The organism is Legionella quinlivanii, assembly GCF_003265995.1.
GTDB lineage: Bacteria > Pseudomonadota > Gammaproteobacteria > Legionellales > Legionellaceae > Legionella_C > Legionella_C quinlivanii_A.
This window is the reverse complement of record NZ_MVJN01000015.1, coordinates 33,096-53,693: the sequence shown is the minus strand read 5'-3', so window position 1 is coordinate 53,693 and position 20,598 is coordinate 33,096. Positions and strand designations below refer to the sequence as shown.

Here is a 20,598-nt window from a genome sequence, read left to right as displayed (position 1 = left end):
TGCTTTGCAAATAAAAAATTCAAACAGGATTTAGGGTTTTTAACAGTTCGGCAACCTTGCGTGTTTTTTGCTGCGTAAAAAATAAAAGGCTCTCTGGCTCAATTTCGCGAATGGCAACCACTCGGCTATGGGGTTCACCAGAACTACTGCAAGTGCTTAACACAGCACAGGCAGGATCCTCAACCCCGAGTTCTTTTTCCTTGTTCAACCAGTCTTTGAGTATATTAAAAGGCACCCGTTTCTCCTGTAAAATGTATAAAGTTTCTCTTAAAGGACAGTCTGATTAAAAATGTTGATTAATTAAACAGATGATTATATTATTACCACATTTGTATAGTCCAATTCGCATGAGAAAAATAGCTAAATTCGTTTCAGCCATTGTTGTTCTTGTATTGTTTGCTGCAATCATTCTTTACTACCCACAACTTTATTATTTCGATTATAAACTCAAATATAAAAATTTTATTTTGTATTCGGATAAACGCATTCCCAGGGAAGCGGACAGCTTGCTTGACAAGGTGGATTTCAAAATCAAGCGATCTCCATTGTACAATCAAGAGCCTACAGTCAAGATTTTTCTTCGAAGTAATTATAATATTCACAATATATTGCCTTATCAGTTTGCCGCTCAACCATTTGCTATAACAAGACCCCTGATAAGGAACATTTTTATTTCTAAGGGTGATATTAGTTCGAATTTAAGTTTTAAACCGTCAGGAGCGAGCAGAGCCTTAGATCAAATAATCACCCATGAAATTGTTCATGTTATGATTGAAAATAAAATCCCATTTACTGCAAGAGCGGATGAATTAAATTGGTCCCCTATGGGATTTCTTTGGAAAGAAGAAGGTTACGCCGATTACATTGCAGGAAACCCAACCATGAGCCTCGAGGAGGGACTAGCTGTTCTATCAGGGAAAACCAGTCAATATGACCGTTATGAGTTTGAATACTTCAAATATTGGTTTGCAGTCAAATACCTTATTGAATGCGAGAAACTAGATATTGATGTTCTTTTGCAAACCCCGATTTCCTTAGGTGACTCCTTGGCCAAAGCGTTGAAAGTTAGGCAAGAGCCACCGTAAAGCTAGGCATTCATGTTTATCCCTATGTAAACTGGGGTTGTAAGCCGGAACCCCAGAAACGTCTTAACGCTTTTACGGCTACAAATTGGGGTTCTAGCCCGGAACCATCGAAATTTCCGGACGTTTTTAGTCATTCGCTCATTTTTACAAGATATTCAAACCGTTACCTTTTTCTGCATAAGAGAATACCTTGCCCTATGGGGACTACTAAAGAATCGACTCTCTGATCTGCAATTACATGATCAATCATAGATTGAAGATCAGCTTGATGAGAAACTACATTATCTGCCAATAGAATTCCGCCAGAAACCATATTAGAAATTGCAATTTCATAGCAATCGGCATAAAGCTCCTTTTCTGTGTCAAGGAAGCATAATGAGATATTTGTATAACTTGGCAAATGATCAAATACATCACCTGGAATTAAATCAACATATTGCTCAACTTGAGCCAATGCAAATGTCTCCTTCGCTAATGCAATTTTTTGTTGGTCTAATTCAAACGTTGATATTTTCTTGTTCAATTGCATGCATGCTAAAATTAACCACAACGTTGAATATCCTGCGCTTGTACCTATTTCCACCCATTGTCCATTAGGTGCACTCGCTGCAAGTAAACTAATAAACCGACCAGTTTCAGGTGGAATTTGACGCAATTTATCATAATGTTTAATATCTATTTTCCCCTGCATCTCTTCTTGATCTCTGTTTTCTAAATAATACATTCGATCCAGGATCACAGTCGGTATATCGTGAAACATTTGAACTCCTTAATTTAATTAACATCCATCAGTTTGCGGAGAAGATTCTCGTAAATCACTCGCAATTTTTCTAACGGATAGCCCTAATGCCAACAACGCTTTAAACAATGAACGTCATCGTCTGTGCCTGTTGATAAGGCAACAGATTACAGCAGAAATTCAGGTATAAAAATGTAATTTACCACATATTTATAGAGGGAGGTAATCACTAAAGGAAAAACCTCCTTCGGCTATAGTGGCTGAATTAAGCGAAATAATCCCCTTTAGAGAAGAGGTGAGTAACGAGTATAAAATAGACAATGAACGCATCCAAATAGCTAATTATCATACTGATTTGATTATGAAAAAATTGAAAGGATCTCTATGAATCACACAGGTTATGCCATGGCAAAGGTTTATCCTTAACAATATCATCAAAGCAAGTTTACGTTTAACGTTTATTATTCAAGACACCAGATATTGCACTAGACCTAAAGTCTTGCCACCAAATTTTCGATGGTTTCTTTACATTTCTCACGCTGTTCTTTTGCTACTTGTATCTTTTCTCCGTATACCTCATAGGTGTGATTGTCCATCTTGCTTAAGGGGATGCCAGAATTTGAAGCCACCACTCCTGCGCTATTAAAATCTCTTAATTCTATTGTGAACTCATTCTCAAAATCCACTTGAGTCGTAATATCCGTTTGACTCTCACGAAACCATTTTTTGTTCTCTAAATATTCATCATACATTTTCTTTGTTGCTTCATTAGATAATGCTTTGAAGGCATGAGCTGCTCCTTTCTTTTGTGTGAACCTGTTTCCCAACAATAAATGAATTTTAGGTCGTTCTAAGTCGTTATCATTAACTCTGGTAACAAACGTATATTTATCATAAACAGGATGTTTTTTCTTAGAACCATAAATTAAGTTAAAAAGACCAGATATTGCAAAAATTGATGAATCATCAGCATTTATAGGTACAAGCAAAAAATCTCCTGATGCTACAGCCATTTGCGTATAAATTGAGAAGCTTGGATTTGTATCAACAAAATAAGTAACTGGTCGATCATTATTTATACGCTCGACGGTAAGGTTTTTCATAATTGAATGTATAGCTTTCCATGGCTTGTCTTTTTCGGATATAGGCTCAGCTTCAGCTCTTCGCGAAAGAAGGGGAGATATCAATTCTAAATTTCCATCTCCTGACATTAAGAAAATATTAGATGGAAGTGTGGGATTTTTATCTGAAACCTTAATCAAATAATCAGCGGTATTTTGCTTTTGGCCGACAATAACGTCAGTTATATAACCTACCACAGTTCGGGGCGTATCCAGCGCAATTAACTCTTGCAGAACAATTTCACCTTTACGGCCACCGCCTAATAACATCGTTGAACAATTAGCTTGCGGGCACATGTCTACGACAATAACATCTTTATCCGGATTCTTTTCCGCAAAAACAGAGGCAATATGAAAAGTTATTGTGCTCTTGCCTACACCACCCTTATTGTTCCATATGACATAAGATTTATTTTTCATAACTCATTATCCTTAAAAAATTTTCTGCAAAGAAATAAACTCCTTCAATTATAGAAGATTTTAATATTTATAATTTTCTATTGCTTTCCGTGTAAATTTAATTAAAAAATCGAGAACTTTTAAACACAGAGCAAGTTGCAGATTGGTGGCCTATGAAATTTGATTTTATCATGCAGTTTCGTTTTGTGAGGAATTTGGTTTGGTTAGCTTCCAGCGATGCCAAATAATGGGAGTTGCCGCAAGAATTTTTTTTGAAAATATAACCGGCTCTTCTATTTTCGTCTGAGCATTTAGACAAACTAATGCATAACCATTCTTTCTCTTTATAAATCGTCGAAAATAAGTTCCTTCGTTAAGTTCAACAATGCAATCATGCCCAATGCATCTCTCGATATCTGGAGTGTTTAAGTATTGGATACCACCAACAAAGTCTCCCCTTGAGTATGTAGGCTCCATTGTGTCATCTGAAACCATTATAACCATAGCATTCGGATTGTTAGACCTAAAGAACTCTATTTCTTTCTGGATGGAATTTTCTTGGCTAAGAAGTGGGGCTATATCTTTATCAATGGTCGGGAATGGTACAAATTCAGCATTAACGAGACTTGGGCTTTTCCCTGAACCATTAAGGAGCCATTGCATTGAACAGCTTACGCCTGCGCTATGTAATATCTCTACAAGTTTGGAGGCTGTTTTTTCATTTAATGGGTTTCTGCCTAACTCCCATGATTGGAGAGTATGCATACTAATGCCGAATTTCTCTTCCAAATCTTTACGAGATATACCTGCCAAACTTCTAGCGGTTTTAATACGCCGGCCGGCATTTATACGTTGATCATCTGTATTTTCATTCATAGAAACCTAGTACAAATAATTTATATACCAAAATAACGTATAACGTATTTACATAATACGCATTATAGGTATAATTTATTTTAATATACGTATTATCCCATAAAACACAACCCATTGAACTAATAGCTTTAACAAATTTACATCAAATGGTCAATGAATTAGGCAAGGGTTAAGGGATAGTTAGTATCGATTCGCTCAATGTATGTGAGTGTTAGCTCAAAATCAAGTGCATTAAAACGTTAGGGATGAAGTGTTCGTTATGGATTTTTTTATTAATAAAGATGAACTTGCAGGGCTTTATGGCTTACCGCAGGTTCAACAATTGGCTTACTTAGTAGGAATACGCCCTTATACGGACATAAACACACGCATGGCAGGAATAAAACGTGGGATCAGTTATCAATCAATAGCTGAAGCGCTTTATGTTGAACCACACCCCGGAATACAAAGCGGAAGCCCAAGCAAAGATCAGATCCGCCGAGCCATTAAAGGTTTGGAAAAAGCCGGGTTAATCGAAAATCAAAGTACTGAGCATGCGCTTATTTTAAAGTGCTTATTAGCGTCTGAGCGTTTTTCTGCCCAAAATAAACCCGCCATCAAGGCGCCATACCATTCCGCCATTGTGGATAACTCAGATAGACCAGACGGGGCAAGGGCTTTTGATAAAATTAATCAGCAAGCCGCCATAGCCAAAAAGGCAGAACCCGCCATACCTCATAATAGTAATAATAATTATTTATTTTTTTTATATAAACAATTCGAGCAATTTTGGTCGGTGTATCCGGTCAAGCGCTCACAGCCTCAAGCGCAGCAGGCTTTCATCGAATTAAATCCCTCTGCCGAACTTTTTCAGCGCATGATGAATGCCTTGCAGCAGCAAATCGCTTACCGCGACCAACAAATAGCCCTCAAGCGCTGGATGCCTAACTGGAAAAACGCCAGTAACTGGATAGCCCAGCAATGCTGGAACGATGAATTACCGACTCAACACCAAAAGGACGAGCACCATGCAACACATCAAAAATCTTATTCAGCTGCCACAAACTACGATTCGCTCTGGGCAGAATGCCAGAGTGGATGCGAAACCGATAGCGAAGACTCCAACGTCATCCCCTTCAGGGGTATCGTCAGAGGCGCATATTAACCGCTTGTTTATGAAGTTTGCCTCCTTTTACGGCGCATTATGGCGCTCGCAACTGAAGGAAGAAGGATTTATCGCTTTCATGAAAAAAGAGTGGTTGAACAGCTTAAAAGACTTTCAGCCGGAAATTATTGATAAGGCAATCGAATGTTGCCTGAAGCAGAAGGAGTTTCCGCCAACCTTACCGCAATTTTATGACCTGTGCCGAAGCTTTCAAAAGCGGTTAGACGAGCAAAAAGAACAGGAAAATAAAACGTCAGCAAACCCAGCTCCTCTGGAAGTCGGGCTGGCTCATCTAAGAATGATTAAACAAATGTTAAACAGCAACTAAGGGAGAACACCATGCTGATTTTGGGAAGACGCGAAGGCGAATTGATTCTGATTGACAAGGGTCAAATTCAAGTGAAGGTGCTGCATCTGGATAGCGACTTGATTCATTTAGGATTCAAATCCTCAGTAAGTATCGATATCGACACACCAGCGGAGGGAGTTCAGTACCTCAAAGCCAATTGCATGATGGTGTTGCAATGCCATCTGGGCGACAAGCTGTTTCTGAATGACGGTGACATTCAGGTGAAATGCTTGGCAGCCCATCACGGCATGTTGTATTTGGGCATTCAAGCGCCCTTGCATATCGATGTTGACCGACAGGAGATTTTTGCACGCAAACAGGCAACTGCCAATACAAGTGAGAAAGCCTGCAATGACGTGTATTTCAAAATGCCCAAGGCTTACTAAGGAGAGCATGATGCGCAAACTTCATCGCCTTAACCAACTCGCCAAAGCGAAATACTTAGCCTTGTGCTGCGCCTTATTGCCGGTTCCCTGTTTTGCCAAATCCATGACAACGGTGATTAATGGAGCGGTTAGCTATCTACAAGGCAACTTAGTACGCTCAGTCTCCCTGGCTATAATCGTAATTCTGGGTTACATGTGTTTTAAATTGCAGAAATTCCCCAAAGAGTATTTCGTGTACTTCCTAGTCGGACTCGGCCTCATTTTTGGTGCTGAGGAGATTTATGAACATATTGCGGGGGCATAATGACTGACAATTGCTTGCACCGTAACCCTGTTTTTGGTGCCTTAACCCGCCCGGCAATGACCGGCGGGGTGACCCTTGAATTCCACGTGATGAATTTAATTCTGTCGATGAGTGCCTTTATTGGCTTGGGCAGTATGCTCTATGGCCTCATTTTCCTGCCCCTTCATGCCTTTGGCTGGTTAGCCTGCAAACAAGATACGGCGTTATTCACCATCCTAAGCAAACGTCTGTTTCTATTGCCCAATGTGCCCAATACATCCTTTTGGGGAGTTCGTGCTTATGAGCCTTACTAAGAGTAAACAGCGTCTACAACAGGAACCGGGCATCAGCCAATTGTTTCCGATTACGCATTTAAACTCAGCGAGTATTTTTGAAACCAAACAAGGCGCAATCGGTGCGACCTTGCAAGTTGAGGGCATCTCCTTCGTCATGGCCGAACCTGACTACCTCAATGAGATGTCTTTTCGCTTGCATCAAGCACTTTTACACCTCGATGAGCGCTTCATGGCCTATGTGACTATTCATCGACACAAAGAAGATATTCGCTTAAACGGTGATTTCAAATCGCCTTTTGCTAAGCGAGTGAATGAGAAATACCATGCCCGCTTTCAGGGCAAGAGCTTATATCGCAATGCGATTTATATCACCGTGGTGCTTAAGGGTGATAATTCCAGCAAGGCAGCCAGCACCTTAAGCTGGTGGAGCAAAGTCAGTGCATCAAAACATATCGAAGCATGACAACAGCAGCGGGAAGCTGAAATCGCCTTGCTACTGGGCAAAATGGAGCAGTTAAAAACCTCGTTATCGCCCTTTAAACCGCATCTGCTAGGCGAAAATGACCGCCAGAAAGGTTATAGCGAGTTATTGGCTTTCCTTTCCCTCATCCCGAATGCGGGCGAGCGCCTACCCTTTACTGAACCGCAATTTAATGCAATGACCGGCAAAGGCTTGCTGGATACCCTAAAAGCCAATGCCAAGTACCCGGAAGGCAACCTCAGCCAATACGTGACGAATAAGCAACTCTTCTTTGGCCAATCCATCCAGTTTCAAGGCGCTAATGGCAGCTCGTTTGCGGCCATGCTGTCTATCAAAAAATACGGTTTGGAAACTAGCTCCATTATCCTCGATAAGCTCTTAGAGCTCGACTCCGAATACATCCTAACCCATAGCTTTGCGCCGGTGCCTCGTGATGTGGCACTGGATTTAGTCGACAAGAAACGCGGCAATTTACTCAATGCCAAGGATTTAGGCGCAAGCCAAATCCAGCAATTAAGCGCCTTGGAAGATGGGCTTTCCAGTGAAGTAGCCCGTTTAGGCTTTCATCACAATAGCTTAATGCTCTTATCGCCTGATAAAGCCCAACTAGAGGATGCCATACGCGAAGCAGTGAAGGCCTATGCCTCAGCAGGTATTGTTTTAGTACGCGAGAACCTAGGCCAAGAGTTAGCCTATTGGTCACAAATCCCCGGCAATCACGCCTTTATTGCAAGGGCAAGTTTGATAACCTCGCATAATTTTGTCGATTTCTGCTCGCTTCATAATTTCGATACGGGCTTTCGCAATGGCAATCACTTGGGCGAAGCAGTCACGCTGTTGGAGACTCCCTCAAAAACCCCGGTCTTTTTTAACTACCACAGCCAATCCTCCAAAACAAACCCTGCCAAAGGGCACACCGCCATCTTTGGCGCCACCAATGCGGGAAAGAATACACTGGTCTCATTCCTTGATGCGCAAATGGGGCGCTATGACAATCGCAGTTTTTTCTTTGACCGAGATGAGGCGTCCAAAATTTATGTCTTAAGCGCACCCAATAGCAGCTATACAGTCATTTCGCCTAAGCATGCCGAGCGCATCGCGATGAACCCTCTGATGTTAGCGGATACACCAGCTAATCGAAGCTTTGTCAAAGACTGGTTCGCTGAACTGATCAAACAACCCAATGAAAATGATTTACCAAGTAGCATTCGCGAAACCATTAACGAATGTACGAATTACGCCTTTGACCATTTAGAGCGCCGTTACCGCAATTTAAGCAATATTGCGCGTTGTCTTCCGAAAGACTTTCCGCGCTGGCCTGAATTAAAGCGCTGGCTTCGTGCAGATGAAACCCGTGTAGCAGGCGAGTATGCCTGGCTGTTTGACCATGACCATGACGCGCTGAATGTGAATTTTGATAAGGTGGGCTTTGACATCACTTATCTGATGGATGAAGTATCTCCCCTGATTTCAACGCCTGTGTACATGTATCTATTGCACCGGGTACGCCTCTGCCTTGATGGCCGACTCACTTCGATTGTCATTGATGAAGCATGGCAAGTATTCAATTCACCCTTCTGGTTAAAACACTTAAAAGCATGGGCAGCCACGATTCGCAAGAAAAACGGCCATTTCATTTTCATGACACAAACGCCTGAATCCATTATCCATTCACCGATTGCAGCGGAAATCATCACCAATGTCGCCACCAGTATTTATTTCCCCAATCCGGCAGCCAATGAAGCCACTTACATTAAAGTCTTAGGCTTAAGCCGTGGAGAGTATCAAACCATTAAGTCATTAACGCCTGAATCAAGACTATTCCTCTACAAGCAAGACCGAAAGAGCATTCTCTGTAAGCTTGATTTAAGCGACTTGCCAGACGAAATTCGCGTCTTTTCCGGCAATGAAGCCTCGGTGCGATTGCTCGATAGCATCATCGATGAGGTCAGCGCCAACGCCGAAGACTGGTTGCCGGTCTTTATCGAAAGGAGTGGCGCATGAAGATTCGCTTACTTATTGCGGGGCTTTGTCTAAGTGCCAATGTGTATGCCGATGTGCTAGGCGTGTCCGATGCTGCCATGCTTGAAAAAGCCATTGAGCAATTAAACCATTTGAAAGCTCAATATGAGGTGCTGCAAAAAACCTATCAAAACGCCGAATCACAACTAGAGCGCTTGCAGCAGCTTAAAGATTTAAACACTGGTAATTATGGCTTCGGTAACTTAAACAACAGTGTTGCGGATTTAGAAAACCGCCAATGGTCAGCGAATAGCTGGGATGAGGCGTTAAAGAATATCGCAGGCGGTAACCCAAGCCGTTATCAAGAGCTGGTCAAGGCATACGAAAAAAGCCACATCACATTGGATGATGCCAGTTTTCTAAAAGGGGCAACGGCTGAGCGCCTCAGCCAATACCAGCAAAACAAAGCAGTGAATGAAGCAGTGAGCGTACAAGCCACTTACGCCTATAACGAAATCAACCAACATTTAAAAGCCATCCATGAGCTTAGCAATCACATCGAGAAAACCCCGAACACCAAGGCAGCCATCGATTTAAATTCGCGCCTGATTGCAGAGCCAGCCTTTATCCAAACCGAGCAACTCAAGCTGCAAACCTTAATCGGCCAGCAGTCGGCCATGAGTGGCTTTAATGACATCAGCAGTGAAACCGATATGGCACGCTTTAACCGCTTGCCGGATGAATAGAAAGGAGACTTGTATGCGACTCATCCTTATAGGGCTTGTATTACTGAATTTGTGTGCTTGCAGCCAACCGCCGGACTTGGATTCACCTTGCCCGAACTATGGTCGAGCTTGCTCGCAATACCCTGTGAATTAATAACAATAATAAAAGGAAGAAACCATGAACCGATTAACTCTTACCCTAACCCTTGCTTGCACTGTCGCCTTAAGCGCCTGCGATAAAAACCCTTTGAAGTCACAACCCCAAGCCGAACAAGTCAATGCGTTAATGCAAGCCTCGCGCACTGCTGAAAAAGCCATGCACCTCAATTCAGGGACTGGCGGGGGCTATTATCCAAGCTGTATGGGCTTAAATGACGCCCATATCGATTGCGACCTACTGTTTAAGCTCATGGTCGATGAATTGCGAACGCATCCCGCCTTTGCGTCTATCGAGGTCAAACAGATTACCGACAAGTCCTTCTATAACCCCATTGCCCTTGCCTATCAGCAACGTGTGTTTAACAGCATCGAGGATTAACCAATGGTAAGTCCAACCTATGCCAATATCATTGGCCAGCTGACCGGCCAAATCGATGAAATAAGCAAAACCTTTGTGGTCAATGGCTATCAGGCACTGGCTAGTCACTTGGAAAAGCCACTGGCAGGCGCCTGTGTGCTTGCCTTAGTCTTAATGGGATTTGGCATCATGATGGGCTTTATCCGTATGCCGTCCAAGGACTTAATGAAACTGGCGTTGCGAATGGGTGGCATTTATCTCTTTGCCATGAGCTGGGGCTTTTTCTCTGAATACTTTGTCGGGCTTTTTGTCGATGGTGCAAGCGAGCTCGGTGGCGTGCTGATGAAAGCCAATCTCTCAGGCTTGTCTGTGGATGGTGTGAACAGCGGTCTGCAATCGGTCTTGAATGAAGTGGTTCGCGTAGGGGCTTGGACCTGGGATAAGGCGAGCTTTAAACACTGGAGCCCGATTTTTGTCGCCTTAATGATTTATCTTTCTGGCATTGCGGTCATTGGCTTGGCTTTGTTTGAACTCATTATCGCCAAACTCATGCTCGCGGTGTGCCTGAGTACCGCGCCCATTTTTATCCTGTTCACCTTGTTTGATTTCACCAAATCCCTTTTTGAGCGCTGGATAGGCACGCTGGCGGGATTCTCTCTGGTGCTGGTGTTTGTGTCGTCTGTGGCGAGCTTTTGCATGCGCCTGATTCATTGGTCGGTTTATGGGCATTATGCCAACCATGCCCTTGATATTGGCCTATCGGATTGGATCCCAATTCTCTTGGTCGCTGCCTTTTGTGTCATGGCCTTGCTTGAAGTCACCGCCATTGCCAAAAGCATTGGTGCGTCTTGTTCGACCAGTAATGGCACTGCCATGCTGGGCGGGTTTATTGGTGGGGCTATCGGTGCTAGCCAAAAGGCAAAAGAAGCCGGCAGCCAATCCCAAGAGACTTTAAAACAACTGGTGCCGGCTAGTGCCAAATCACCGGTGCAAGTCTATCAAGCGTCACGCGCTCCTCTTAATCTTCAATCCTTTCGAGGTTAATCATGAATAAAAGCAAAGAGCCTTTAAATGACTATTTTAAACAAGCAAAGCACTGGGCAGATGACCAGTTCACCCGGGTGGAAGTATCACGAAACCGTTATCAAATGGCCTTTTTGACCTCAATGGGATTGAATCTTTGTGCAGTATTGGCGGTTGCAGTCCTCGCTCCCATGCAAACCCTGGTGCCGATGCTGGTGCATCATTATGACAATGGGGTGACCACCATTGAGCCAGTGACGCAAACCAATGCACCCATTAATCAAACGCAAGTCGAAAGCGACATTGTCCGCTATATAACCCACCGCGAAAGTTATGAAGTCAGCGCTTATCGTGCGCAATACGATTTGGTGGGGCTTTTGTCTAGTGAGTCGGTGAATGATGAGTACCTTCGCGAGCAATCCAAAAGCAATCCGCAATCTCCTGTGATGCAGCTCGGCACGAAGCTGACGCGAAGCGTTCACGTCTACAGCATTAACTTTCTTGATAATGTCCTGTTTAACGACAAGGACTTCCCAAAGAACCACCACAATGTGGCGGAAGTCGTTTTTACCTTGATTGATACCGACAAAGCCACCGGCCATCAAACAGAAACCCAGTACAACGCTTTAATCGCATGGGTGTATAACCAACCCTCGAATGCGCCCGATATCCGCTGGAAAAACTGGGATGGCTTTCAGGTAACCCGCTACAGCAAACAACTTCGGAATGTGTGAGGTGATAATGAAACGATTAATAATGACAGGACTACTGCTTGCCCATACGCTGGCGTTTGGACAGCAGCTTCCCCAATCCACCAAGCAGGATGCGCGGGTCACACTGGTACCTTTTCAAGAGCATAATGTGGTGAAGCTGAAAGCGCGTACATTTACCAATACGCAAATCCTTTTTAATCGCAATGAAACCATTTTAGTGGTGGAAGGCGGTGACAATGCGGGGTGGATGGTGACTTTTCACGAGCATTTGCCTTACATGGTATTTGTTAAGCCTGCGCTGTTCAACAGCGATACCAATATGACGGTGGTGACTGATAAGCATAACTACTACTTTCAAATCACCAGCAACAAATCTATTGATAGTGATTCGGTAAAGCCCATCTATGCCTTGCAATTTACTTACCCTAAAGAAGAAAAAGCAAAGCTTGAAGCGGCACGCAAAGCGGCAGTGCTTCGCAATGCCTCTTTGAACAAACAGCATAAAGACCCAAAAACTTTGAACTGGAACTATCGTTTCAGTGGCAGAGCCGAATTAACCCCGCAGCATGTTTATGACGATGGCCAATTCACCTATTTTGAATTCAGTCCAACCCAACCCGTGCCGGCGGTCTTTGCAGTCGATAATAAGCAAGGCAAAGAGTCGATAGTGAATACCCGCAGGCAAGGCCACCTCTTAATTATTCAACGCTTAGCCCCCCCAGTTCACCTTGCGAAGCGGTGGCTTGGTGGCCTCCATCTTTAACAGCAATGAAATTGAACGACTTCGACAAGGCAGGAGATAAGCATGCAATCCACCAAACAAGATAACAACGATGCGTCTTTAAGCGAACTATCCCAAGTGACACCGCCTAAAAAGTCCTATTTCCGAATAAATCCTAAAATGGCGGTAGTGATGGGGGTTTCAATTATTCTATTAGGTTATGCCTTTATGCCCAAGCATGCTAAAACGGTTAAGACAGAGGAGCCAACCACACATTCGCAAAACGATTATACCCTGTCACAAAACCTTGAGCTGATTGAAAAAATGAAAGCCGAGGCTGCCAAGCCGGTTATCGGTACTCAAACGAAGCTGACTAATCAACAACCGATTAGACCGCCCAAGCTTCGCCATAAAGAGCACATGAGCAAAGAAATGCTGGCGCGAATGAATGCACCGACTACGTTTCTGGTGAATCGGCAAGCTGTTAGTAGTGTAGCAGGAACTGGTAATGCCGGGTCGCCCAATACTTTTGCTGGTAATAACCCGAATGCCCAGTTTTTGAATCAGCAAAATGAAATTACCTCAGTCACTGCGACCAAATTACCGCATCCGGGTTCAACCGTACCCGCAGGCGAAATGCTGGCAGCGACTTTGGAAACGGCAATTAATTCGGAATTACCGGGCATGGTGCGCGCCATTACGCAGCGCGATATTTTTTCACTGGAAGGCCAGCATTGTCTAATCCCTAAAGGCTCGGTGTTAGTCGGTCAGTTTGATTCACAAGTGGTGGATGGGCAAAGCCGAATACTTGTGGTCTGGAATCGGATACAGCTCGCCAATGGCGTGATAGTCAGTCTAAACAGCCCGAGCACAGATGCTATCGGCCGTTCAGGCCAAGGAGCGGATTATATCAATCGTCATTTCTTCGAGCGCTTTGGCACCAGTGCTTTGTTATCCATCTTGGGTGCTTATACCGCTACCAGTGGCGTAAACGGTCAAGACCGCTATAACTCTGAATCGCAATACCGCATGGCGATTGCATCGAGCTTTCAGCAAACCGCAGGCCAGGCAGTGAATGCCGGCATGGCCATTCGGCCGACCTTGCAAGTCAATCAAGGCACCTTAATCAATGTCTTTGTCGCGCATGATTTGGATTTCTATGGCGTGAAGGGAGGCAGAGGCTAATGGAAGCAAAAGCCTTTTACGCACCGGGTTCAGAGGGGTTATTGCAACCCTTATCGCCCTGGCTAAATGATGCCAGTGTCTCGGAAGTTTTAATCAATCGACCGCGAGAAGTGTTTGTTGAGCAGCAAGGCACAATGCAGGTGCATTCAGTGCCTGCATTGGATAGCCTGCATTTAAAGCGTCTCTTTGGTTTAATCGCCAATGAGAATAAACAGCTACTCAATGAAGTGCATCCCTTGTTATCGGGCAATTTAATGGATGGCTCACGGGTGCAGTTAGTCATCCCGCCAGCAGCCAGGCATTATACTTTGTCGATTCGCCGGCAAACGGTAGCCAGTCGCCATTTAAGCGATTACGAGGAGCATTTTTATCGAAATGCCAAGCCCTATTTAATAGACGGGAATAAATCGCTGGAAACTGACAGTGATACGCAATTGCTAGCCTTTTATCGTAAACAATGCTGGCCTGAGTTTATCGAGTCGGCTATCTTGGCTAAAAAGAATATCGTGATTTCAGGCGGTACGTCTTCCGGTAAAACCACCTTCTTAAATGCCTGCTGTCAACGAATCCCCCAGCATGAGCGCATTATCACTTTAGAGGATACTTACGAGCTGCGATTGCCTCATTCCAACCAAGTGAATTTATTAGCCCCGAAAACTAAAAGTGAAACAGCCCTTTGCATGCAAGACTTGGTGCAATGTTCGTTAAGGCTTCGTCCTGACCGCTTGATGATGGGGGAAATCAGAGGACGAGAGATATTGGATTTTATTGCGGCGTGTTCCACAGGACACGAGGGGTCAATGACCAGCATTCATGCTAATAACCCGCAAATCGCCCTCATGCGCATGGTGCAACTCTACAAATTAAACAATGTCCCTTCGATGCGCGATGAAGACATTCTGCGCGAAATCAATCAAGTGGTGGATGTCATCATTCAACTGCAAAAAACACCCAATGGACGCGGCATTTCATGGATTTATTTCAAAGGAGCAGCCCCGGAATTATTAATGAGGTGATACATGAAAAAGCTAGCGATTACTGCCTTGTCTTGTGTGTGTTTGAACAGCGCTCATGCAGGGGAAGTCGATATGTGGGAGCACATTGGTAAGCTGCAAGACCAAATGGTCTTGGTGTCCAATCAAATTATCGCGTTGGCGAATCGAATTGCCTCCATTCCCGCTGGCCCTCAAGGTCCACAGGGAATGCCTGGACAAAAAGGGGAGCGAGGACCAGCAGGGCATTATCAGGCCGGTAGTGGCATTCGCATTGAAGGCGAGGTGATTAGTGCCAATATCATTACCCATCAAATAGGTGAGCTGTATCAGGGCGGTATTGTCTTCTGGGTGGATAACACCGGTCAGCATGGATTAATTGCCAGTACCCATGATGTGAATGCTCAAGGCATTCAATGGCGAAATGGGGAAAGCGGCAATAAGATTACCAATGCCCGGGCGGATGGTATTGGCGCTGGTGAATCCAACACCCGATTAATCATTAGCGAACAGACCATTGATAATCAAAACGGCCAATTTGCAGCCCTTCTGGCGCATCAATACAGTGTGTCGGAGGATGGGGAAACACCTTGTGTGACCCCTGCTAACGCGCAAAGCCTTTGCTATGGCGGTTGGTATCTGCCATCTATTTATGAATTAAGCCTTTTGAAGGCGAACTTACAACTGCAGGGGTTAACGAGTTTTGCGCCCGATTACTATTGGAGTTCGACTGAATCAAGCGTCTCTCAGGCATGGCTACAAAACTTTAGCACTGGGGAGGTGATTGCCAGTGATAAAGCAAGCACTTTAGGCCATGTGCGCGCTGTGCGTCAGTTTTAAGGATAAGTCATGCCTAAAAAAATAATAATCGCGATGGTGTGCTTGCTGCTGACTTTAGAAATAGCCAGTTTTATTTGTCTGTGGGGCTTGGGACTTTCCAATACCCCTTATCCTTGGTCGCTCTTTGTGTTGTTCCGTTTTGGTTATTACGGCTTGTGTGCAGGGGCATTGTTGTGCGCATCCCTTCCTTTCATTTTGGCTGCCTGCTATCTCAAAGGCGGCTTTATCCGTTGGTTAAGCGGTATTGTGCTCCTTTGTTTAGTGCTTTCAGTAACTGCCTCAATTGTTGGCGTTTTCATCTATCAATGGTGGTCGCAAGAAACCTTTAACAATATCGCTGAGTTGATCGCTTTTTTGCAGGAGCTTTCTGAAGAACCCGAACCCTTACGCCGTTTTATTGGTTGTGAGCTCGCGGGGTTCTTTTTAGTCTTCGCACTTCCTATGCATGCCCTGTTTGAACGATTTCGCCCTGGCAACAAAGTATTGGGGAATGCTCATTTTGCCAACGGCTATGAAATTCAGAAAGCCGATTTTTTTAAAAAAAAAGAGGAAAGTTTAATCATCGGTAAGAAATACGGGGTTCCGCTGTATTCTAACGGCTTTGAACATGTCTTGGTCTTTGCCCCGTCCGGGAGTGGTAAAACACGAAGTATTGCCATTCCCAACTTATTCAATTATCCCTATTCGGTGGTTTGTAATGATGTCAAATTAACTCTCTTTGAAACGACATCAGGTTACCGGCAAAAGGTATTAGGCCATGAATGCTATTGCTTTGCACCGACCCACCCGGAAGGGCGAACGCATCGATTTAACCCCTTGGCCAGTATCAGCAAAGACGTTAATCACCGCATGACCGACATTCAACGAACCGCACATATTTTAATACCGGATAACCCAAAAGGGGATGTTATCTGGACGCAAGCCAGTCGCAAACTCTTTAAATGCTTAACACTCTATCTACTGGATACGCCCGAGCGGCGAACGACGTTAGGCGAAATGAACCGCTTGATTAAACAGCAGCAATTCGATGTGTGGCTGCAAGACTTGCTCGATAACACTGACCATCTTGACCCAGAGTTTTACCGCAACGGCTATTCTTACATCAATAATCATGAAAAAACCCGAAGCTCGATTTTAGAATCCTTCTCCGGCTATTTAGAACTCTTTGACGATCCGTTTATCGATTCAGCGACTAGCGCCAGTGATTTTGATTTCAAAGAGTTACGGCGTAAGAAAATGACGATATATGTCGGCTTCACCGATGATGACATGGAACGCTTGGCACCCTTACTTACGTTATTTTGGCAGCAATTAATTTCAGCCATGATTAGAGAAATTCCTGATCTTAAAAAAGAACCGTACCCGTTATTGTGCCTGATTGATGAGTTTTCTTCCTTAGGCCGAATCGAGCGCTTACGGCGTTCATTAAAGCTGCTTCGCGAATATAGGGTACGCTGTATTCTCATGTTTCAATACATTGCCCAAACCTATGAAAAATATTCTCAAGATGAAGCCAAAGCCTTTACCAATATTAAAACAAAGGTAGCATTTACCACTGAAGATTTGGGAGATGCCGAGTTCATCAGCAAAATGTTAGGCACTAAAACGCAGCGGGTAGCCAATGAATCCACTTCATTACAGGCACAAGGTATTAGCAACAGTCATGGCAAAAATTATCAGGCAGTGCCGCTAATGCGACCTGAAGCGATTATGAAGATCCCAGCGGAGAATACCTTAATCATGCGTTCCGGGTTTCCGTCAGTCAAAGCGGAACAATTCATCTGGTATAAAGAAAAGCTGAAATGCCTTCAGGAACCCGCTTTAAATTTGCAGATTAATGAAATACATCGCAACGCATTCAAGCGTGAGGTGCTAACCGATAGATCTCTATGTGCTTTACTATGAGATAAGCAGAGGGATGATTTTTTTGGAGGTATTAATGAATAGAATCGAACGTTTACGCAGGACTGCATTATTATGTTGCCACTTTGTTAGGAATTATGCCTATTACCGGGGAGGGTGGGTTGATGGGATATCGATGGCAAATAATAAATTCTGGATTACAGTGCAAAATAATTTTTTAGATATATCCATTTTAGAGTGGATGAAATTATTCGGATCATACACGGATAAACATCATTGGACGAAAATAATTCGTGACTCTGAAACTTTTAAAGTTAAAATGCTCGATTATTGCAATCTTAGTGAGGGTGAGTTCAATAAAGATCGAGAAAATATAAAAAAATATCGTGATAAATTTGTAGGACACCTTGACTCGGAAAAGGTAATGAATATACCTAAATTACACAATGCTTTAAATACAGTTAAATATTACTATAAATGCGTTTATGTTGAGCTACCATTTGATTCGAGATTCCATCTACCATCCGACTTAGAGGAATATTACGATAATTGTTTGTATGATTCCAAAAGCGTTTTTCAGTCTATTAAGGGCATGTAGATAGAATGGAATATACTTTAGATGAAAAAAAACCTGAGAAGAATTTAATCATACGTCTTATAGTGATTATATATTGCTTCCTGATATAAGCATAAATTTGTAATATATTTTCCATGAAAATCAGCGGGCTATTAACATATAAACTAAACGATTTATTTATATTTTGAACGAATGATAGCGCATATTTTGACTTAATTGTATTACATTATCCTTCTTGCCATCTCTCTTTTAGCAAAGTTGAAATACTATATATTTATGCTAGAATTCGCCGCAATGAGGTGAGATAGAGCTGCATCAACTTTCACCTAAAGGAGTAGGTATGTTTCGCTTCAGATTGTTTGCAACAGTTTTATTGCTCTTGTTTATTTCTTTGCTTGTTTCGATACAAATTGGAGCAAAAGTTGATTGGCCAAATAGTTTCTTAAGTTTTTCTCTAGTTTCGCTATTTTTGTTACTTTCGCAGACATTTCTGCATAAAGGCACTAAAAGCTCATTTTGCTATGATTTCCTATCAATTTCGTATAGTTTTTTCTTAGCATTAATAGTCTCTTTGTTATTGAAATCACAAAATACTGACGTAAGAAGTTGGTGGCCCATCCTCATTTTATTAGGTATTGTTTATGCAAATATAATTGGTTTAATTTATTCCCTAATCGCTTTATTTCTAACTCGATCGCATATTTGGTATACAAATGTTTTTGCAGTCGTTTTATTTCTTGGATATCTAATTCAAAACTGGTTGCCATTTTATGTTGAAGTAAAAGGACTCGGTTTATTTAATCTTTTTTATTTATTTATATCCTTAATTCTTTTAATGCACTTATTGGTTTGTGTCAGTTATAAAGTACTAGCGAAAAGTTAGTTTCATCTTATTGTAGACAAAAGGAGAAGATGTTGAATAAGAAGTTCTTGATATTATGTATGGTCTCAATTGCATTTAGTGCAGAGGCAAGAAGACCATTAGCTTCCGGGGATATAGCAGGAAGAGATTTATTAATACCTGGGATGGGATGGATTGGTCATGTTGGATTAGGTACTGGGGACGATGTCGGTAAACCAACGCAAATAATCATTGAAGTTTTAAATGAAAGTCCTGTTATTCAATTTAATACCTTTAATAATTTTACCTCCAGATCCAGGTATTGGGGTAGTCGCTCCGGGATAGGTGATTACAGTTCCGGGACATATGCTGTTTTGGTTGAAGCATTTCATCAAAGTTGGTGGTGCCCCTCGTACTCAACCTCTACCGCTTATGTTATTGGTCAAGGTAATCCTGCAAATAGAGTTCCTACAAAATGTGGCTTTTGGCGCTGTGATACGTATGTAGCATGGGACTTCTATAGTGCAGGTTATTCGCAAATAATGAATAATCGTATTATGCTTCCATTAAATGTTTTCAACACATTTCCATACGCAAATGGCGATGCATTTTCTGAAGAATTCAGCTCAATACCAAACCAAATACCTTTAATGGATAGAATTGAGCAACAATTCTCCGAATTGACAGCAGAAGAGTTAAATAAGCTTCCGTATGAAAAATTTGTAGAGCTTGCCGATATTCCTATGGCTGAGGAAACCCCAACTCATATTGCGAAGGAATGGGAGTTTTTGTTTAACCCGGAGGTGAATGAAGCCAAGCGCAGCGTATTTATTGATAGATTGGCTGTGTCTAATGAGCCAGATGTAATATCAAAGTTTATCTCTTTATATGACGAAATACACAATGATGAAATTAAATCTAAATTGGTTCAGGGCTTAATGATTTATTATCAAAATCACTGGGAACAAACAGTTAATACCTCTGATTTTGCAATGCTAAAACAATTCTATTCAAAATTGTTAAATCAAGAGTTAAGCCCTAGGGATGCAGATAAAGTTATTAGAGGGTTTATTGATCTTCATTCTGCCTCTGATGTTAGAAGCAAGCTAAAGCTCATAGAGGATAGAATGGTAGGAGTTGAGCCGTCTCTGCAGCTAGGTTTAAAGCTTGAATTAGCTTATAAATCTAAAAAACTTGAAGATATCTATATTCCCTCAATTATTTCTATGTTGAAAGAATATAACCGGTCTGACTTAGACGGCATGTTTTTTGGAATTACCAAACAGTGGTATAAGAATTTAAAGCGCGAAAGTTCGATTGACCAGATTAAGGACTATTTAACTTCTGCCAAGAAAAGATTTTCTCAGTCTAAAGGAAATCAAGATGACTTATATTTCAATGTTGCCAAGATAGCATATAAAGAATTAGCTGATTCATTAACTAACTGATAATGCTCTCGAAATCTAGCTTTAATTACAGA

The 20,598-nt window shown here is 42.6% G+C and carries 23 protein-coding genes and 1 pseudogene; 20 read left to right on the top strand and 4 right to left on the bottom strand.

What is annotated here, in order from left to right:
* Positions 1 to 19: 19 nt before the first annotated feature.
* On the bottom strand, positions 20 to 235 hold the full coding sequence (locus B1207_RS15305) for a pyridoxamine 5'-phosphate oxidase family protein (protein ID WP_253255892.1): 216 nt from the start codon (positions 233 to 235) through the stop codon (positions 20 to 22).
* 112 nt (positions 236 to 347) lie between these two features.
* Here B1207_RS15305 and B1207_RS15300 point away from each other — a divergent pair, with 112 nt between their 5' ends.
* Positions 348 to 1,085 carry a hypothetical protein gene (locus tag B1207_RS15300; protein ID WP_146740083.1) on the top strand — a complete coding sequence of 246 codons (738 nt, stop codon included), beginning with the start codon at positions 348 to 350 and terminating at the stop codon, positions 1,083 to 1,085.
* A 163-nt stretch (positions 1,086 to 1,248) separates the two neighbouring features.
* Here B1207_RS15300 and B1207_RS15295 read toward each other — a convergent pair whose 3' ends face one another.
* Positions 1,249 to 1,845: an O-methyltransferase gene (locus tag B1207_RS15295; protein ID WP_112220749.1), complete on the bottom strand. Its 597-nt coding sequence runs from the start codon at positions 1,843 to 1,845 to the stop codon at positions 1,249 to 1,251.
* Positions 1,846 to 2,050: 205 nt separating this feature from the next.
* Between B1207_RS15295 and B1207_RS16215 the strand changes: the two are divergent.
* Positions 2,051 to 2,212, top strand: a pseudogene (locus tag B1207_RS16215) (IS481 family transposase); the annotation flags it as partial.
* Between the two features lie 103 nt (positions 2,213 to 2,315).
* On the opposite strand, the gene B1207_RS15285 reads toward B1207_RS16215, so the two are convergent.
* Together B1207_RS15285 and B1207_RS15280 are read right to left on the bottom strand one after the other, a co-directional pair.
* Positions 2,316 to 3,365, bottom strand: a complete 1,050-nt coding sequence (locus B1207_RS15285) for a ParA family protein (protein ID WP_112220748.1) — start codon at positions 3,363 to 3,365, stop codon at positions 2,316 to 2,318.
* 168 nt (positions 3,366 to 3,533) lie between these two features.
* A complete protein-coding gene (locus B1207_RS15280; RefSeq protein WP_112220747.1) occupies positions 3,534 to 4,220 on the bottom strand; it encodes a helix-turn-helix domain-containing protein in 687 nt (228 codons plus the stop codon).
* 259 nt (positions 4,221 to 4,479) lie between these two features.
* Between B1207_RS15280 and B1207_RS15275 the strand changes: the two genes are divergently transcribed.
* The 18 genes from B1207_RS15275 (at position 4,480) to B1207_RS15190 (ending at position 20,566) form a co-directional block, all read left to right on the top strand.
* The gene (locus tag B1207_RS15275) at positions 4,480 to 5,364 is read left to right on the top strand and encodes a hypothetical protein (RefSeq protein WP_112220746.1); all 885 of its coding nucleotides are present in this window, start codon (positions 4,480 to 4,482) and stop codon (positions 5,362 to 5,364) included.
* A gap of 10 nt (positions 5,365 to 5,374) precedes the next feature.
* Complete coding sequence (locus B1207_RS15270) at positions 5,375 to 5,692, top strand: Vir protein (RefSeq protein WP_112220745.1); 318 nt, start codon at positions 5,375 to 5,377, stop codon at positions 5,690 to 5,692.
* Positions 5,693 to 5,703: 11 nt separating this feature from the next.
* Entirely contained in the window at positions 5,704 to 6,099 is a 396-nt protein-coding gene (locus B1207_RS15265) for a carbon storage regulator (protein WP_112220744.1), read from the top strand.
* A gap of 7 nt (positions 6,100 to 6,106) precedes the next feature.
* On the top strand, positions 6,107 to 6,403 hold the full coding sequence (locus B1207_RS15260; RefSeq protein ID WP_172458323.1) for a TrbC/VirB2 family protein: 297 nt from the start codon (positions 6,107 to 6,109) through the stop codon (positions 6,401 to 6,403).
* Positions 6,403 to 6,696: a type IV secretion system protein VirB3 gene (locus B1207_RS15255; RefSeq protein WP_112220742.1), complete on the top strand. Its 294-nt coding sequence runs from the start codon at positions 6,403 to 6,405 to the stop codon at positions 6,694 to 6,696. The genes B1207_RS15260 and B1207_RS15255 overlap by 1 nt, the downstream gene beginning before the upstream one ends.
* On the top strand, positions 6,683 to 7,141 hold the full coding sequence (locus B1207_RS16120; RefSeq protein ID WP_253255891.1) for a hypothetical protein: 459 nt from the start codon (positions 6,683 to 6,685) through the stop codon (positions 7,139 to 7,141). Before B1207_RS15255 ends, B1207_RS16120 begins: the two co-directional genes overlap by 14 nt.
* 42 nt (positions 7,142 to 7,183) lie before the next feature.
* Positions 7,184 to 9,163, top strand: a complete 1,980-nt coding sequence (locus B1207_RS15250) for a VirB4 family type IV secretion/conjugal transfer ATPase (protein WP_253255890.1) — start codon at positions 7,184 to 7,186, stop codon at positions 9,161 to 9,163.
* The gene (locus B1207_RS15245; protein ID WP_112220741.1) at positions 9,160 to 9,867 is read left to right on the top strand and encodes a type IV secretion system protein; all 708 of its coding nucleotides are present in this window, start codon (positions 9,160 to 9,162) and stop codon (positions 9,865 to 9,867) included. Before B1207_RS15250 ends, B1207_RS15245 begins: the two co-directional genes overlap by 4 nt.
* A 157-nt stretch (positions 9,868 to 10,024) precedes the next feature.
* Positions 10,025 to 10,384, top strand: a complete 360-nt coding sequence (locus tag B1207_RS15240) for a hypothetical protein (protein WP_112220740.1) — start codon at positions 10,025 to 10,027, stop codon at positions 10,382 to 10,384.
* A 3-nt stretch (positions 10,385 to 10,387) separates the two neighbouring features.
* Positions 10,388 to 11,407 (top strand): type IV secretion system protein, encoded by a 1,020-nt coding sequence (locus B1207_RS15235; RefSeq protein WP_112220739.1) that lies wholly within the window; start codon positions 10,388 to 10,390, stop codon positions 11,405 to 11,407.
* A 2-nt stretch (positions 11,408 to 11,409) separates the two neighbouring features.
* Positions 11,410 to 12,120: a virB8 family protein gene (locus tag B1207_RS15230; protein ID WP_112220738.1), complete on the top strand. Its 711-nt coding sequence runs from the start codon at positions 11,410 to 11,412 to the stop codon at positions 12,118 to 12,120.
* A 7-nt stretch (positions 12,121 to 12,127) separates the two neighbouring features.
* A complete protein-coding gene (locus tag B1207_RS15225) occupies positions 12,128 to 12,862 on the top strand; it encodes a TrbG/VirB9 family P-type conjugative transfer protein (RefSeq protein ID WP_172458322.1) in 735 nt (244 codons plus the stop codon).
* Between the two features lie 42 nt (positions 12,863 to 12,904).
* Positions 12,905 to 14,005, top strand: a complete 1,101-nt coding sequence (locus tag B1207_RS15220) for a TrbI/VirB10 family protein (RefSeq protein ID WP_253255889.1) — start codon at positions 12,905 to 12,907, stop codon at positions 14,003 to 14,005.
* On the top strand, positions 14,005 to 15,021 hold the full coding sequence (virB11, locus tag B1207_RS15215; protein WP_112220736.1) for a P-type DNA transfer ATPase VirB11: 1,017 nt from the start codon (positions 14,005 to 14,007) through the stop codon (positions 15,019 to 15,021). Before B1207_RS15220 ends, virB11 begins: the two co-directional genes overlap by 1 nt.
* A gap of 3 nt (positions 15,022 to 15,024) precedes the next feature.
* Positions 15,025 to 15,837 carry an Lcl domain-containing protein gene (locus B1207_RS15210; RefSeq protein ID WP_437178504.1) on the top strand — a complete coding sequence of 271 codons (813 nt, stop codon included), beginning with the start codon at positions 15,025 to 15,027 and terminating at the stop codon, positions 15,835 to 15,837.
* 9 nt (positions 15,838 to 15,846) lie between these two features.
* Positions 15,847 to 17,742, top strand: a complete 1,896-nt coding sequence (locus B1207_RS15205) for a type IV secretory system conjugative DNA transfer family protein (RefSeq protein ID WP_253255888.1) — start codon at positions 15,847 to 15,849, stop codon at positions 17,740 to 17,742.
* Positions 17,743 to 17,776: 34 nt separating this feature from the next.
* Positions 17,777 to 18,298 (top strand): hypothetical protein, encoded by a 522-nt coding sequence (locus B1207_RS15200; protein WP_146740082.1) that lies wholly within the window; start codon positions 17,777 to 17,779, stop codon positions 18,296 to 18,298.
* A gap of 891 nt (positions 18,299 to 19,189) precedes the next feature.
* Positions 19,190 to 20,566 (top strand): hypothetical protein, encoded by a 1,377-nt coding sequence (locus B1207_RS15190; protein WP_146740081.1) that lies wholly within the window; start codon positions 19,190 to 19,192, stop codon positions 20,564 to 20,566.
* The last annotated feature ends 32 nt before the right edge of the window (positions 20,567 to 20,598 follow it).